The sequence below is a fragment of the Streptomyces sp. DSM 116793 genome (assembly GCF_057320905.1).
Window position 1 is genome coordinate 6,780,114 of the sequence record NZ_CM170494.1, and the last position, 15,035, is coordinate 6,795,148.

General features: G+C 72.9%; 9 protein-coding genes. 5 read left to right on the forward strand and 4 right to left on the reverse strand.

Features of this window, described 5'->3' with window-relative positions:
- Positions 1-71: 71 nt before the first annotated feature.
- Complete coding sequence (locus ACSMXW_RS26725; RefSeq protein WP_485799985.1) at positions 72-1,442, reverse strand: ABC transporter substrate-binding protein; 1,371 nt, start codon at positions 1,440-1,442, stop codon at positions 72-74.
- Positions 1,443-1,712: 270 nt separating this feature from the next.
- Between ACSMXW_RS26725 and ACSMXW_RS26730 the strand changes: the two genes are divergently transcribed.
- The 5 genes from ACSMXW_RS26730 (at position 1,713) to ACSMXW_RS26750 (ending at position 7,660) form a co-directional block, all read left to right on the forward strand.
- A complete protein-coding gene (locus ACSMXW_RS26730) occupies positions 1,713-3,080 on the forward strand; it encodes a cation:dicarboxylate symporter family transporter (protein ID WP_485799987.1) in 1,368 nt (455 codons plus the stop codon).
- Positions 3,081-3,362: 282 nt separating this feature from the next.
- A complete protein-coding gene (locus ACSMXW_RS26735; RefSeq protein WP_485799989.1) occupies positions 3,363-4,346 on the forward strand; it encodes an FAD-dependent oxidoreductase in 984 nt (327 codons plus the stop codon).
- A 77-nt stretch (positions 4,347-4,423) separates the two neighbouring features.
- A complete protein-coding gene (locus ACSMXW_RS26740; protein WP_485799991.1) occupies positions 4,424-4,852 on the forward strand; it encodes a MerR family transcriptional regulator in 429 nt (142 codons plus the stop codon).
- Positions 4,849-5,181, forward strand: a complete 333-nt coding sequence (gene trxA, locus ACSMXW_RS26745; protein ID WP_485799992.1) for a thioredoxin — start codon at positions 4,849-4,851, stop codon at positions 5,179-5,181. Before ACSMXW_RS26740 ends, trxA begins: the two co-directional genes overlap by 4 nt.
- A 247-nt stretch (positions 5,182-5,428) precedes the next feature.
- Positions 5,429-7,660, forward strand: a complete 2,232-nt coding sequence (locus ACSMXW_RS26750; RefSeq protein WP_485808326.1) for a HelD family protein — start codon at positions 5,429-5,431, stop codon at positions 7,658-7,660.
- Between the two features lie 517 nt (positions 7,661-8,177).
- Here ACSMXW_RS26750 and ACSMXW_RS26755 read toward each other — a convergent pair.
- The 3 genes from ACSMXW_RS26755 to ACSMXW_RS26765 form a co-directional block, all read right to left on the reverse strand.
- Positions 8,178-9,005: an alpha/beta fold hydrolase gene (locus tag ACSMXW_RS26755; protein ID WP_485799993.1), complete on the reverse strand. Its 828-nt coding sequence runs from the start codon at positions 9,003-9,005 to the stop codon at positions 8,178-8,180.
- A 208-nt stretch (positions 9,006-9,213) separates the two neighbouring features.
- Positions 9,214-11,655: a 1,4-alpha-glucan branching enzyme gene (gene glgB / locus ACSMXW_RS26760; protein ID WP_485799994.1), complete on the reverse strand. Its 2,442-nt coding sequence runs from the start codon at positions 11,653-11,655 to the stop codon at positions 9,214-9,216.
- A gap of 1,345 nt (positions 11,656-13,000) precedes the next feature.
- Complete coding sequence (locus ACSMXW_RS26765; protein WP_485799995.1) at positions 13,001-14,608, reverse strand: maltokinase N-terminal cap-like domain-containing protein; 1,608 nt, start codon at positions 14,606-14,608, stop codon at positions 13,001-13,003.
- Between the last annotated feature and the right edge of the window lie 427 nt (positions 14,609-15,035).

A 15,035-nucleotide genomic window follows, 5' to 3' on the forward strand; every position in this document is an offset into this window, starting at 1 on the left:
GGCGGAGGCGGGGCCCGGTGCCGCGCAGGCACAGGCCGGCGCGGCGCAGGCGGCGCCCGGCGCTGCGCGGCTCACGGCTTCGCCACCACGGCGCCCTGGGTGATGTCCTTGAGCTGGCCGTCGTAGCTCTTCGCGGCGGCCGCCGGAGTGGCGTCACCGGTGGTCACCGACTCCATGGCCTCCCCGATCGCGGACGACACCTGCGGGTAGACCGGCAGCGCGGGGCGGTAGTGGGTGTACTTCACGAGCCCGGTGAAGAACCGGATGCCGGGCATCGAGGTCACGTACTCGTGATCGGCCGCGACGTCCTTGCGGACGGCGATCTGAGCGTCGAGCACATCCCAGTGCGCCGCGTTCTGCGGCTTCTGCATGGTCTTGATGAAGTCGAAGGCGAGGTCGGGATTGCCGGCCTTCTGGGGGATCGACCAGGCCCAGCCGCCGGACATGGAGACCTTGCCGGGTGCCTGGCCGTGCTGGGTGGGCATCGGGGCCTGCCCCAGGGTCGTCTTCCAGGCCGGCCACGGGTGGGCGCCGGTGCCGAGCCACTGCTGGCCCAGCCAGGAGCCGTCCAGCGAGATGGCGAGCTTGCCCTCCGGGAGCCACTCGTTGACGGCGGTGGTGTTGACGTTGGGGTCCAGCGCGTCCGAGACGTCGGGGCCCAGCTTCTCGCCGTACACCGTCCGCACGAACTTCAGGGCGGCCTCGAAGCCCTGGCTGCCCGTCACCCACTTCTTCGACGCCGGGTCGTACATCGGGTTCTTGCCGTCCCCCGTGCCGTACAGCAGCATCTCGAAGCCCTGCATCACGGCGACCTCACCCGGGGCCTTCCCGGTGAACACGTTCAGCGGGATGACGCCGGGGGCCTTCTTCTTGATGGTGCGGGCGGCGGAGAGGACGTCCTCCCAGGTCTTCGGCTGCCAGTCGGTGGGCAGCCCGGCCCGCTTGAAGATCTTCTTGTTGAACCACAGTCCGCGGGTGTCGGTGCCGTCCGGGATGCCGTACGTCTTGCCGTCCTGCGCCTTGGCGGCGTTCTTGGCGGTGGGCAGGAACTGGTCCCAGGTGTCCCACTTGGCGATGTAGTCGTCGAGGGGCCGGAGATAGCCCGCACCGATGTCCGAGTTGATCCGGAAGGTGTCCTCGTAGACCAGGTCCGGCGCGGTCTTGGGGGAGCGCATCATCTGCTGCGCCTTGGTCGCGTAGTCGTTGTCCGGCGCCTGGATCGGGATGAGCTCGACCTTCTTGCCCGGATGTTCCTTCTCGAACTCCTTCTTCATGTCCTGGAGGAACCGGTCCTTGAAGCGGACCTTGTTGTCGGTGCTGCGGTTGTACGCGATCTTGACGGTGTCCGGGTCGCTTCCGGAGCTCCCACCGCAGGCGCTGAGCGAGCCGGCGGTGAGCAGCGCGGCGAGGGCGACTGCGGCGGATCGAGCGGTGGGGCGCACGGGCACAACCTCCTGCGATGGCCGGATGTGGCCTGGTCGCCACGGGTGTGGCGGTGGCTGCCCGGTGAACGTAAGCGGCGGTCGTGAGCAGGGTCAATGGTCGTGCGCCTACACGATGGTGGGCCGTCGCGTCGTCATCGGCGGCGGGCCGCCGTTCGCCGGGCCGAAGGAGGAGGCCAGAATCATTCGATCGTGAACTAAATGAACGGAAGGGTGACCGTCTCCACGGCCTGGGGGATAGTCACCGGACAGTCGTCAAGGAGGCACCCCGTGACCGCTCCTCAGGTGGCGCCGGCCACCCGCAGGGACAGAACCCACTACCTCTACCTCGCCGTTGTCGTCGCCGTCGTGATCGGCATCGTGGTCGGCTTCGCCGCGCCGGACTTCGCCAAGGAACTGAAGCCGCTCGGCACCGGGTTCGTGAACCTGATCACGATGATGATCTCGCCGATCATCTTCTGCACCATCGTGCTGGGCGTCGGCTCGGTCCGTAAGGCGTCCAAGGTCGGCGCGGTGGGCGGCCTCGCCCTCGGCTACTTCCTGGTGATGTCGACGGTGGCGCTCGCGCTCGGGCTCGTCGTCGGCAACATCCTGGAGCCCGGCAGCGGACTGCACCTCACCGAGGCGGCACGGCACGCGGGCGCGGCACAGGCCGAGGGAGCCTCCACGTCCACCACGGACTTCCTGCTGGGCATCATCCCGACCAGCCTGTTGTCCGCGTTCACCCAGGGCGAGGTGCTCCAGACGCTGCTGGTGGCGCTGCTCGTCGGCTTCGCGCTCCAGGCGCTGGGCGGGGCGGGCCGGCCGATCCTCACCGGTATCGCACACATCCAGCGGCTCGTCTTCCGCGTCCTCGCGATGATCATGTGGGTGGCGCCGGTGGGCGCGTTCGGGGCGATGGCCGCGGTGGTCGGGGAGACCGGCGTGGACGCGCTGAAGTCGCTCGCCGTGGTCATGATCGGCTTCTACCTCACCTGCATCGTCTTCGTCTTCGTGGTGCTGGGTGCGCTGCTGCGGCTGCTGGCGGGCGTGAACATCTTCAAGCTCCTGGGCTACCTGGGCCGCGAATTCCTCCTGATCCTCTCCACGTCGTCGTCGGAGTCGGCGCTGCCGCGCCTGATCGCGAAGATGGAGCACCTGGGCATCAGCCGGCCGGTGGTCGGCATCACGGTGCCGACGGGTTACTCGTTCAACCTGGACGGCACCGCGATCTACCTGACGATGGCGTCGCTGTTCGTCGCGAACGCGATGGACAAGCCGCTCAGCGCCGGTGAGCAGATATCGCTGCTGGTGTTCATGGTCATCGCGTCCAAGGGTGCGGCGGGGGTGACCGGAGCGGGGCTCGCCACCCTCGCGGGCGGTCTCCAGTCCCACCGGCCCGAACTGCTGGACGGCGTCGGCCTCATCGTCGGCATCGACCGCTTCATGAGCGAGGCCCGCGCGCTCACCAACTTCGCGGGCAACGCGGTGGCGGCGGTGCTGGTCGGGACGTGGACCAAGGAGATCGACAAGGCGCGCGTCGAACGGGTTCTCGCGGGTGAGATCCCGTTCGACGAGAAGACGCTCGTGGACGAGTCGACGTCCGCAGAGACCTCCGGGGAGACGTCGGGGGAGCCGGTCGGGGCTACGCCCCGTTAGAGCCCCCTCGTGTGGGGTTGCGCCCGGCCCGCCCCGGGGGCGCGGGGATGGGGGCGCCTCCCACGCCGTCAGGGCGGTGGGGGAGCGAGTAGCCACGACGAGACCGAGGGGCCGTCACCGTCCCGAGGGGGCTGTCCCGGTCGTGTCCGGACCATCGGCCGGTGGGGGGTGGTCGCGCGGTTCCTCGCGCCTCTGGGTGGGCCGGGGCGCAGCCCCGCTTCAAAGGGGCGCGGGGAGCTGCGATCATTTCGGGGGGCGGAATCGAGAGGGGACGGTGCTGCGATGGTGTCGAGACGCGTCAGCGTCGTGGGCGCGGGGGTCATGGGCCTGAGCGTGGCCCATGAACTGGCCCTGCGCGGCCACGACGTCACCGTGCTCGCCGACCGCACCGCACAGGCGAGCGTCTCCGCGCTCGCCGCCGCCCTCTGGTTCCCGCACCGCAGCGGCACCTCCCCGTCCCTCATCCAGTGGCTGGGCGAGTCCCGGCGATGCTTCGAGGAACTCGCGGCCGACCCCGACACCGGTGTCGACCTCCGGCCGGGCACCGTGGTGGAACGGAGCCCGGACGCGGACCGTACGTGGACCGAAGCCGCTCCGGACCACCGGGAGGCGACCGCGGACGAACTGCCTCCCGGGGCGTCGGCGGGCGTGCGGGCGACCCTGCCCGTCATCTCCATGGCCCCCTACCTGCCGTGGCTGCAAAAGCGCTGTACGACCCTCGGCGTCCGGTTCGGCACCGGCACCGTCGACTCCGTCGACGACCTCTCCGACGATGCCGACCTGGCCGTCGTCGCCGCGGGCCTGCGGTCCGGGCCCCTCCTCGGTGACGACTCGGTGTACCCGGTGCGCGGGCAGATCGTCCGTCTCCCCAACCCCGGGATCACCGAGTGGATCACCGACGACGAGCACCCGGACGACGGCGACCATCCCGGCGGCCTCACATACGTCGTTCCCCGCCGTGACGACATCGTCTGCGGCGGAACCGCCGAGACCGGGTCCTGGGACACCGAACCGGACCCCGCGACGGAGCGGGAGATCCTGCACCGGGCGTCGGCCCTGGTGCCGGCGCTGGCCGGCCTGCCCGTCCTCTCCCGCGCCGTGGGCCTGCGTCCGGCCCGCGACGCCATACGGCTGGAACACGTTCCCGGCCACGGTCTTGACGTGATCGCCTGCTACGGCCAGGGCGGGGCGGGCGTCACCCTCTCCTGGGGGTGCGCACGGGCGGTCGCCGACCTCGCCGACGACACCCGGCTGCCGGGCGCCTGAGGACGAGCCCGGAGGGCGCTCCCCGCAGAGGGCGTTCGCTTGCCTTGACGCCCACGTCAACACGTACCGTCCAGGACATGCGCATCGGCGAACTTGCCAGGCGGGCCGGGGTGACCACGCGGACCCTGCGGTACTACGAGTCGCGCGGGCTGCTGCCCGCGCGCCGCACGGACAACGGCCACCGCACCTACGACGAGAGCGACCTCCGCCTCCTGCGGCAGATCAGGACGCTACAGGACTTCGGCTTCGGCCTGGAGGAGACCAGACCGTTCGTGGAGTGCCTGCGCGCCGGACACCCGGCCGGCGACTCGTGCCCCGCCTCGCTCGCCGTCTACCGGCGCAAGCTCGATGAGCTGGACCGGCTGATCGACGAGCTGCGTTCGGTACGCGCCCAGGTGGGCGCGCAACTCGCCCGCGCGGAGCGGGAGAGGGACGCGCTGGCGGCCGATGCGGTGGCCCCGGAAGGACCGGAGCCACGCTGCGAGCTGGGAGGACAAGGGCTGTGATCAGAGCGGCTGGGGTGGTGGAGGTGACGGACGCCGACTTCGAGAGCGAGGTCGTCGGCGCGGACCGTCCGGTGCTGGTGGAGTTCATGGCCGAGTGGTGCGGCCCGTGCCGTCAGCTCGGTCCTGTGCTCGGCGAGATCGCCCGTGAGGAGGCGGAGCGGCTGAAGGTGGTCCAGCTCGATGTGGACACCAGCCCGGCGACGGCGCTCGCGTACGGGGTGATGGGCACGCCGACGCTGATGGTCTTCCGCGCCGGCCGTCCCGTGAAGTCGATGGTGGGCGCGCGGGCGAAGCGCCGGCTGCTGGCGGACCTGGCGGACGTGGTGTGAGCGGACGTGATGTAAGGGGTAAGGGGCGGTAGCACAGAAGAAATCCCCCGGCGAATTGACAGCCGGGGGATTTCTCTGCGTATATTGGGTTTTCGTGTCTGCTTCCTGAGAGTCGCATGAATGTCATCAGGAAAGCCGTCACCAAGACCTTTACTGCGCAGAGTCTATCGGGGTGGGAGTCGAATTGTCAAACACATCGAGGGGCGACGTTCCCGGTCAGGAACCCGACCGGCGATCCGACCATGAATTGTCGGCGGAGCAGGAATTCGTCGACCGCCTCTACGAGCACGTGGACGCCCTGCGCGGGCACGCCGAGGACTCCGTCCAGGAGGCCCTGGAGCCGGTCGGCAACAACCTCCAGGCCCGGTTGGAACGCGATGTGCGGGTCGCCGAGCGCTCGGGACTGCTCGCCGCACTGAACGCCGTGGACGGCTCCCTCTGCTTCGGCAGGATCGACCTGGCCGACGGCGGCGACCACCACATCGGCCGGATCGGCCTGCGTGAGGAGCAGCCCGACGAGACGGGCGAGCGCGCGCCGATCCTCGTCGACTGGCGCGCCCCGGTCGCCCGCCCGTTCTACCTGGCCACCGGCCACACCCCGATGGGCCTGCGCCGCCGCCGGCACATCACCACCCGCGGCCGCGAGGTCACCGCGCTGCACGACGAGATCCTCGACCTGTCCGACCAGGAGCGCACCGGCCACGAGGACCCCACCGGCGACACGGTCCTGCTGGCCTCGCTGAACGCCGCCCGTACCGGCCGGATGGGTGACATCGTGCGCACCATCCAGGCCGACCAGGACCGCATCATCCGCGCCCCGCACCGCGGCGTCCTGGTCGTCGAGGGCGGGCCCGGCACCGGCAAGACCGCGGTGGCGCTGCACCGCGCCGCCTACCTGCTCTACGAGCACCGGGAGCTGCTCGCCCGGCGCGCGGTGCTGATCGTCGGGCCGAACCCGGCCTTCCTCGGCTACATCGGCGAGGTGCTGCCGTCGCTCGGCGAGACGGGCGTCCTGCTGGCCAGCCCGGGCGAGCTGTACCCGGGTGTGCGGGCCACGGGCCGGGACACGCCGCGCGCCGCCGCCGTCAAGGGCCGCGTGGAGATGGCGGACGTCCTCGCGGCCGTGCTGGCCGACCGGCAGGCGCTGCCCGACCCGGTGCTCGCGATCGAGCACGACCGTGAGGTCCTGATGCTCGACGACGACCTGGTCAGGGTGGCCAGGGAGCGCACCCGCGAGGCCCGGCTGCCGCACAACGTCGCCCGGGAGCACTTCGAGGGGTACATCCTCAACACCCTCACGGACATGCACGCCGAGCGGATCGGCACGGACCCGTACGACGGCAGCAGCCTGCTGGACGACAGCGACGTCACCCAGATCCGCGACGAACTGGCCGCGAACCCCGAGGTCTGGACCGCCATCGACCAGCTCTGGCCGCGGCTCACACCGCAGCGGCTCGTCGCCGACTTCCTCGCCGAGCCGACCCATCTGCCCGAGGAGGACGCGGCGGCGATCCGGCGCACCGGCGGCCCCTGGACGCCCGCCGACGTGCCGCTGCTGGACGAGGCCGCGGAGCTGCTGGGCGAGGACGACCGGGTGGCGCGGGCCGCGGCGGAGCGGGAGCGCAGCGAGAAGGTCGCCTACGCGCAGGGCGTGCTGGAGGTGTCGTACGCATCCCGGACGTTCGAGTTCGAGGACAAGGACGACGAGGACTCCGAGGTGCTGGGCGCGCACGACGTCATCGACGCCGAGCGGATGGCGGAGCGGCACGAGGAAGCCGACCACCGCAGCGCGGCGGAGCGGGCGGCGGCGGACCGCACGTGGGCGTTCGGCCACATCATCGTCGACGAGGCGCAGGAGCTGTCGCCGATGGCGTGGCGGCTGCTGATGCGGCGCTGCCCGACGCGGTCGATGACGCTCGTCGGGGATCCGGCGCAGACCGCGGACGAGGCCGGCGTCGGCTCCTGGGACGCGATCCTCGCGCCGTATGTGGCGGACCGCTGGGAGCACACGCGGCTCGGCGTGAACTACCGGACGCCCGCGGAGGTCATGGAGCTGGCGGCGGGGGTGGTGCGGGCGCGGCGGCCCGGGTTCGAGCCGCCGCGGTCGGTGCGGAGCACCGGGGTTCGGCCGTGGGTGCGCGAGGCCCGTCGCGAGGGGCTGGCCTCCGCCGTGGGCCGTGCGGTGTCCGAGCTGATGCCCGAGGACGGGCGGCTGGCGGTGATCGCGCCGCGGTCGCTGCACGGTGAGCTCGCCCGGTGCGTGCCCGGCGTGGTCGCCGGGGCGGAGCCGGATCTGACGCGGCGTGTCGTGCTGCTGGATCCCCGGCAGGCCAAGGGGCTGGAGTTCGACTCCGTCGTGGTCGTGGAGCCGGCCGTGTTCGGCACGAGCGATCTCTATGTGGCGCTGACCCGCCCCACCCAGTCCCTGGGCATCCTCCACACCGGCACGCTGCCTCCGGGCCTCGCCCCTTCCGCCTGACCGCTCCCGCCTGACCGCTCCCGCGAGGGGTCCCGCCCGCCGGGGCCTCTCGCCCTCCGGGCTCGTCCTCCCACCTTCCGGCCCGCCGGGCCCGGGGGAGGTATCGCCCTCCGGGCTCGTCCTCAGTCGCCGGACGGGCTCGATCATCGCCCTTCGGGCTCGTCCTCAATCGCCGGACGGGCTGAGTGTGGCGGGCGTTCGTCCTTCGGTGCGGGATCGGCCGGATCGGTGCGGGATCGGTGCCGGATCGGCCGGATCGGTGCGGGGCCGGTGGGAGTGTGGTTTGCGGTATGCCGGACGTGACGCGGCGAAACACCATCGGACGAAGACTGGCCCCAGCCCACAGATCAAGCCCGTCCGGCGTTTGAGGACGAGCCCGGAGGGCGACTGATCGAGCCGGTCCGGCGTTTGAGGACGAGCTCGAAGAGCGACTGATCGAGCCCGTCCGGCGACTGAGGACGAGCCCGGAGGGCGATGCCTCCCCCGGGCCCGGCGGGCCGGAAGGTGGCGTCTCGGCTCAGGAGGCGAGGAATTCCAGGAGGTCCCGGTTGAATTTCTCCTTGTCGCCGGGGACCATCGCCAACCCGTGCGACGCCCCCTCGTACACCTTGAGCACCGCATTGGGAATCAACCGCACCGACTTCTTCCCGGTCGCCTCGAACGGCACGATCTGATCGTCGTCCCCGTGCACGACAAGCGTCGGCACCCCGAATTTCTTCAGATCCTCCGTGAAATCGGTGCGGGCGAAGGCGTCCACACACTTGATGCCGGCCTCGATGCTCTCGTGCATTGCCATGAGCCAGAACGCGTCCCTGTTCCCCTGCGTCACCCGGTTCCCGCGCCGGTTCGCACCGAAGAACGACTCCGAGAGGTCCTTCCAGAACTGCGACCGCTCGGAGACGATGCCGCTCTTGATGTCCTCGAAGACCTTCGCGGGCACCCCCTCCGGGTTGGCGTCCGTCTTCAGCATCAGCGGCGTGATCGCCGACAGCAGCACCGCCTGGCTGATCCGCTGCGTGCCGTGGCGGCCGATGTAGCGGGCCACCTCGCCGCCGCCCATGGAGTGCGCGACCAGCGTGACGTCCCGCAGGTCGAGCGCGGTGATCAGGTCGTTCAGGTCGTCGGCGAAGGTGTCGAAGTCGTAGCCGCCCCAGGGTTGCTCGGATCGGCCGTGGCCACGGCGGTCATGGGCGATGCCGCGGAAGCCGTTGTCCGCGACGTGCTTCATCTGGTCGTCCCACGCGTCCGCGTGGAGCGGCCAGCCATGGCTGAAGACGACCGGACGCCCGCCGCCCCAGTCCTTGTAGTAGATCTCGACACCGTCACGGGTGGTCACAGTGGGCATGGGTGGTCCTCTCGCTCGCGTGCGCCACCAGGGGTGCCCCCGGCCAGCATCCGGGCATCTTCCGAGCGGATTCTCCGAGCATGTTCCCCGAGCGGATCGTCCGAGCAGTTCCATGTAAACGCAGACACGCCCATCCCGCAGGCCGGGGCCGCGGGGCCGGCGCCGAAGCCCGCCCGCGCGAGCCGGGCGGGCCACGCCCACCGGGCGCCTACACGGAGCGTAGCCACACCGTCGCCAGCGGCGGCAGCGTCAGCGCCAGGCTCGTCGGGTGGCCGCCGGCCGTCACCCGCTCCGCCGTCCGCACCCCCGCGTTGCGCACCCCGCTCCCGCCGTACCGGGGATCGTCGGTGTTGAGGATCTCGTGCCAGGCCGCCGCGGTCTCCGGCACCCCGATGCGGAAGCCGTGCCGCACCACGGGCGAGAAATTGGAGACCGACAGCAGCGGGGCGCCGTCCGCGGCGTACCGCAGGAACGCGAAGACGTTGTCCTCCGCCGCGTCGCCCACCACCCAGGCGAAGCCCCGCGGGTCGCTGTCCCGCTGCCACAGCGCCGGCTCGCCCCAGTACACCGTGTTCAGGTCGCGCACCAGGTCCCGTACGCCGCGGTGGTCCGGCTCCGCCGGGTACGACGGGTCGAGCAGCCACCAGTCCGGGCCGTGTCCCTCCGACCACTCGGCACCCTGCGCGAACTCCTGCCCCATGAAGAGCAGCTGTTTGCCCGGATGGGACCACATGAAGCCCAGGTACGCCCGGTGGTTGGCGCGCTGCTGCCACCAGTCGCCGGGCATCTTCGACACCAGCGCCCGCTTGCCGTGCACCACCTCGTCGTGCGAGATCGGCAGCACGTAGTTCTCGCTGTAGGCGTACACCATCGAGAACGTCATCTCGTGGTGGTGGTACTTGCGGTGCACCGGCTCGTGCGCGAGGTAGCCGAGCGAGTCGTGCATCCAGCCCATGTTCCACTTCAGACCGAAGCCCAGGCCGCCGAGGCCGCCGGCGCCGGTGTGGTGGGTGGGGCGGGTGACGCCGTCCCACGCCGTGGACTCCTCGGCGACGGTCACCACACCCGGCACCCGCCGGTACACGGTCGCGTTCATCTCCTGAAGGAACGCCACCGCGTCCGGGTTCTCCCGGCCGCCGTGCGCGTTCGGGGTCCACTCGCCGGGCCGCCGCGAGTAGTCCAGGTAGAGCATGGACGCCACCGCGTCCACCCGCAGCCCGTCCATGTGGAACTCCTCGCACCAGTACACCGCGTTCGCCACCAGGAAGTTCCGCACCTCCGGGCGCCCGTAGTCGAACTCCAGCGTCCCCCAGTCGGGGTGCGCGGCCCGCACCGGATCTGGGTGCTCGTACAGCGGCCGGCCGTCGAACTCGGCCAGCGCCCAGTCGTCCCGTGGGAAGTGCGCGGGCACCCAGTCCATCAGCACCCCGATGCCCGCCCGGTGCAGCGCGTCCACCAGGTGCTTGAAGTCGTCCGGGGTGCCCATCCGGGCCGTCGGCGCGTAGAAGCCCGTCACCTGGTAGCCCCACGAACCGCCGAACGGGTGCTCGGCCACCGGCATGAACTCCACATGTGTGAAGCCCAGGTCGGAGACGTAGGCGGGCAGCTGCTCGGCGAGCTGGCGGTAGGTCAGGCCGGGGCGCCAGGACGGCAGGTGCACCTCGTAGACGGAGAACGGCGCCTCGTGCACGGACCGCGCCGCGCGGCGCGCCAGCCACGCGCCGTCCTGCCACTCGTGGTGCGACGCGAAGACGATCGACGCGGTGGCGGGCGGAGCCTCGGTGCGGCGGGCCATCGGGTCCGCGCGCAGCGTCCGGGTGCCGTCCGGGCGGGTGATCTCGAACTTGTACAGCTCGCCCTCGCCGACGGCCGGCACGAACAGCTCCCAGACGCCGCACGAGCCCAGCGAGCGCATGGGGTGTCCGGTGCCGTCCCAGTAGTTGAAGCCTCCGACCACCCGGACGCCGCGCGCGTTCGGCGCCCAGACCGTGAAGCGGGTGCCCGCCACGCCCTGGTGGGTCATGACCCGCGCCCCCAGCGCCAGCCAGAGCTGCTCGTGCCGCCCCTCCCTGATCAGGTGGAGGTCCAACTCACCGAGGGAGGGGAGGAAGCGGTACGCGTCCTCCGTCTCGTGCACGACGTCGGGGGCCGGGGTGCGGGCCTCGGCGGGGCGGTCCGTGGCTGTTTCGGCGCGGGCCTTGGTGGGGGTGGTCCTGCTGTCGTGAGCGGTGGGCTCCCCGGGGGGCGTGGGCTCGTGGGCGGCCGGGGGTCTCCCGGGAGCCGAGCGTGTGCCGGGGAGTGCGGTGGTGGTGGTCTCGGCGGTGGGTTCGGGGGACGGGTACGTGACGATCAGCCGGTACTCCGGGACCGCGCGCAGCGGCAGGGTGCCGGAGAAGAAGCCGTCGCCGTCGTCGTGCAGCGGGAGACGTGCGTCCGCGGTGACCACGGTGACCGTGCGCGCGCAGGGGCGCAGTGCGCGGAACACCACGCCGTCGCCGGCGAGGTGTGCGCCCAGCACGGCGTGCGGGTCGTGGTGCGTGCCGGTCAGCAGCCGTTCGCGGTCGCCGGCCGGGACCGCGGTCCCGGCGGGGGCGTCCGGCACGGTGGCGTCCGGCACCCGGCCGCCTCCGGGCGCGCCTACGCGTGCCATCGCGACGGCAGCCGCGGGTTCCGCCCCGCGTGCGGGACTCGCGGCCCGGCGCCCGTCGGCAGCCGAGTGCCCGTCGGCAGCCGAGTGCTCCTCCGTGCCCGCGCGCTCGCCCGTGCCCGTGTGCCTGTCCGCGCCCGTGTGTTCGTCCGCGCGCTCGCCCGCGCCCGTGCGCCTGTCCGAGGTCGCGGGCTCGCCCGCGCCTGTGTGTCCGCCTGCGGCCGTGCGCCGGTCCGCGGGCCTGCGCCCAGCCGTGGACCCGCCTCCGTCCGCGGGCGGCCGCGCCGCCGTGCGGCCGCCGGCGCCCGTCGCACGCCCCGCGGGCGCCCGCTTGGCCGCCGTCCTCTTCCCGGCCGTCCGCTTCTTCGCGGTGCCCGTCGACTTCTTCCCGGTCGCCGGTTTCCCCGCGCCTCCTGCGCCTCCTGCGCCTCCCGCGCCTCCTGCGGCTCCGGCAGCTCCCGCGCCTCCTGCGGTTCCGGCGGCTCCCGAGCCTCCTGCGGCTTCCGCGGCTCCCGCGCCTCCCGCGGTTCGTGTGCTTGTGTCCGCCGTGTGCTCGGTGGCTTCGGCGGTCCGTGTGGCCGTGCCCGTCGTTCGTCCGGTGGCTCCGACACCCCGTGTGCCCGTGCCTGTCGTTCGTTCGGCTGTACCGGCCGTCCGTGTGCGCGTGGCCGCGGCTGCCGCGGTGGCTCCCCGGGCCCCTGTGCCCGCGTCCGTCGTTCGTCCGGTGGCTCCCACACGCCGTGTGCCCGCGTCCGTCGTTCGTCCGGTGGCTCCCACACGCCGTGTGCCCGCGTCCGTCGTTCGTCCGGTGGCTCCCACACGCCGTGTGCCCGCGTCCGTCGTTCGTCCGGTGGCTCCCACACGCCGTGTGCCCGCGTCCGTCGTTCGTCCGGTGGCTCCCACACCTCGTGTGCCCGCGTCCGTCGTCCGTTCGGCGGACCCCGCGTCCCGTGTGCCCGCGCCCTCCCCCCTCCCCACCGCTGCCGTTCCCCGCTCGGGCGTCTCTGCCCCCGGCCCGGGTGGGACCGCCGTCCGCCGCGACGCCTCCGTCCCCTGTTCGGACGTACCCGCTCCCCGCTGTGACGCCTCCGTCCCCCGCTCGGACGCGCCCACCCCCCGCTCGGCCGTCCCGGTGCCCCTCTCCCGTCCGGCCGCACGACCTACCGCGGCGCCCTCCGGGGAGCGTGCCGCGGACGGTACGGGGGCGGTGGGCGGGGGAGACGTCGTGGTGGCCGGCCGGCGGGTGGGGGGCTGGGGCGCGGGGTCGGTGGCGCGGGGGCGGGTCACGGGTGGGGCCTCCTGGGGGTACCGCCCGGGCGCGTCGGGCGCCGGGGGAGATCGGGGGTGGTCACAGGTCGTCCGCGGTGGCGTGGGCGGTGGCCAGACGGTGTATCGCGGCGAGCGGCACGGGCAGCCAGTCGGGCCGGTGCCGCGCCTCGTACATCACCTCGTAGATCGCCTTGTCCGTCTCGTAGGCGCGCAGCAGCACGGGTTCTGCGCGCGGGTCGTGGCCGGCCACCTCCGCGTACCCCGCGCAGTAGGCGCCGCGGCAGCCGTGTGCCCAGTCGGGCGCCCACGGGCGGTGCGAGCGGGCCGCGTAGTCGAACGAGCGCAGTATCCCGGCGATGTCCCGCACCGGCGGCTGCGGCATGCGGCGCTCGGCGAGCGGGCGGGCCGGCTCGCCCTCGAAGTCGATCAGCGACCACTCGCCCGACGGCGCCCGCAGGCACTGCCCCAGGTGCAGGTCGCCGTGCACCCGCTGCGCGGACCAGATGTCACCCCGGGTGCCGAGCGAGGCCAGCGCGTCGTAGGCGGACCGCAGCCCGCGGGCGTACGGCCGCAGCGCCGGAACCGCCTGCACGGCCGCGTCCAGGCGCTGGGTCATGCCTTCGGCGAGCCGTTCCATCTGCCGCCGGTCCAGCGTCACCGTGGGCAGCGCGCGGGCCAGGGCGGTGTGCACCTCGGCCGTCGCGCGGCCCAGCGCCCGTGCCTCGACGCGGAAGTCCTCGCCCCTGGCCAGCTCGCTGAGGGCCAGCTCCCAGCCGTCCGCGGCTCCCTTCAGGAAGGGCTGGAGCACACCGAGCACGAGGACGTCCTCGGCCGGCCCGGCCCCGCGCCGCCCGTGTGCGGCGGGCGGGTACGGCGCGGGCCGGTGCGAGGCAGGCCGGTGAGCGGCCGGCGTCTGCGGGGCCGGAGCCTCGGAGGCCGGCGCCTGTGCGGCCGGTGCGTGCGGGGCCGTGCCCCGCGCCGCCGCCGCGCTGCGCGCGTCCGCCACGAACCAGGCGGCCGGCGGCGGGACCCGCGGGCACGCGGTACGGGCCAGCGCGTGCGGCAGCTCCAGATCGGGGTTGGTGCCCGGCACGATGCGCCGGAACAGCTTGAGGATGAACGTATCTCCGTAGACGAGGGAGGAGTTGGACTGCTCCGCGCCCAGCATCCGCGGCACGAGACCCCGGCCGATCTCGGTGTCCGTGTCGCGTTCGAAGCGCAGTCCGCCGATCCGTGCCCTCCTGCGCAGCGCCTCCAGCAGCACCTCGGCGAGGCGCGGGTCGTACAGCGCCTCGTAGACGGTACGGCCGGCCAGCGGGCCGTCCGTGACGCGGCCGATCAGTGCGGGCGCCAGCTGCGGAGGGAGGGTGTTCCGCACGCCGAGCAGGAGCTGGTAGCAGTCGCCGGTCCTGGCGGGCGGACCGCAGGCCGCGGTAGGGGGCTGCTCGGCGCGCACCAGCAGGTGGAGCAGACCGGCGGTCTCCGCGGCGGCCGCGTCCCGCGCGGCGGGCGGCGCCGGGGGGAGCAGCTGGGTGGCCGAGACCAGTGAGAAGCCGGTGACCGGCCGGCCCTTCCCGGCGAACCAGCGCTGGCGCGGCAGCCAGGCGCGCAGCAGCGGGTCGAGGGAGACGAGCAGCTCGGGGCAGGCGAGGGACGCCGCGCCGGGATGTGTGGCGGCTTCCGACATGGCGTCGCAGTCCTTTCCCCAGGCACCACTCGAATTCCGCGTCAGTGTCCCGGAATGCGGCGGTTGCCGCGTGGCTGTACGGGACGTGTCGGGTCAGGATGGTCCGTACGGACTCGCACGGGGCGCCCGGGCGGTCGGCTCGGCCGGTAGGGCAGGGCCGGTCGCCCGGGCGCCGGACGCTACCTGCCGGGGCCGGCGGCCGGGGGACGGGAGGGCGCGGGGCCGACTGCCCCGGTCTCCGGTCCGTTCACCGTCGGCCTGCTCACCGTCGGCCTGCTCACCGTCGGCCTGCTCACCGTCGGCCTGCTCGTCGCCGGCCCGGACGTCGCTGGCCCGGACGTCGCCGGAGACGGTGCCGGCACCGTGCCCCCGGTCACCGGGGCGGAGGCGCCGGACGCCGTGCTCCCCGAGCCGCCCGACCCCGAAC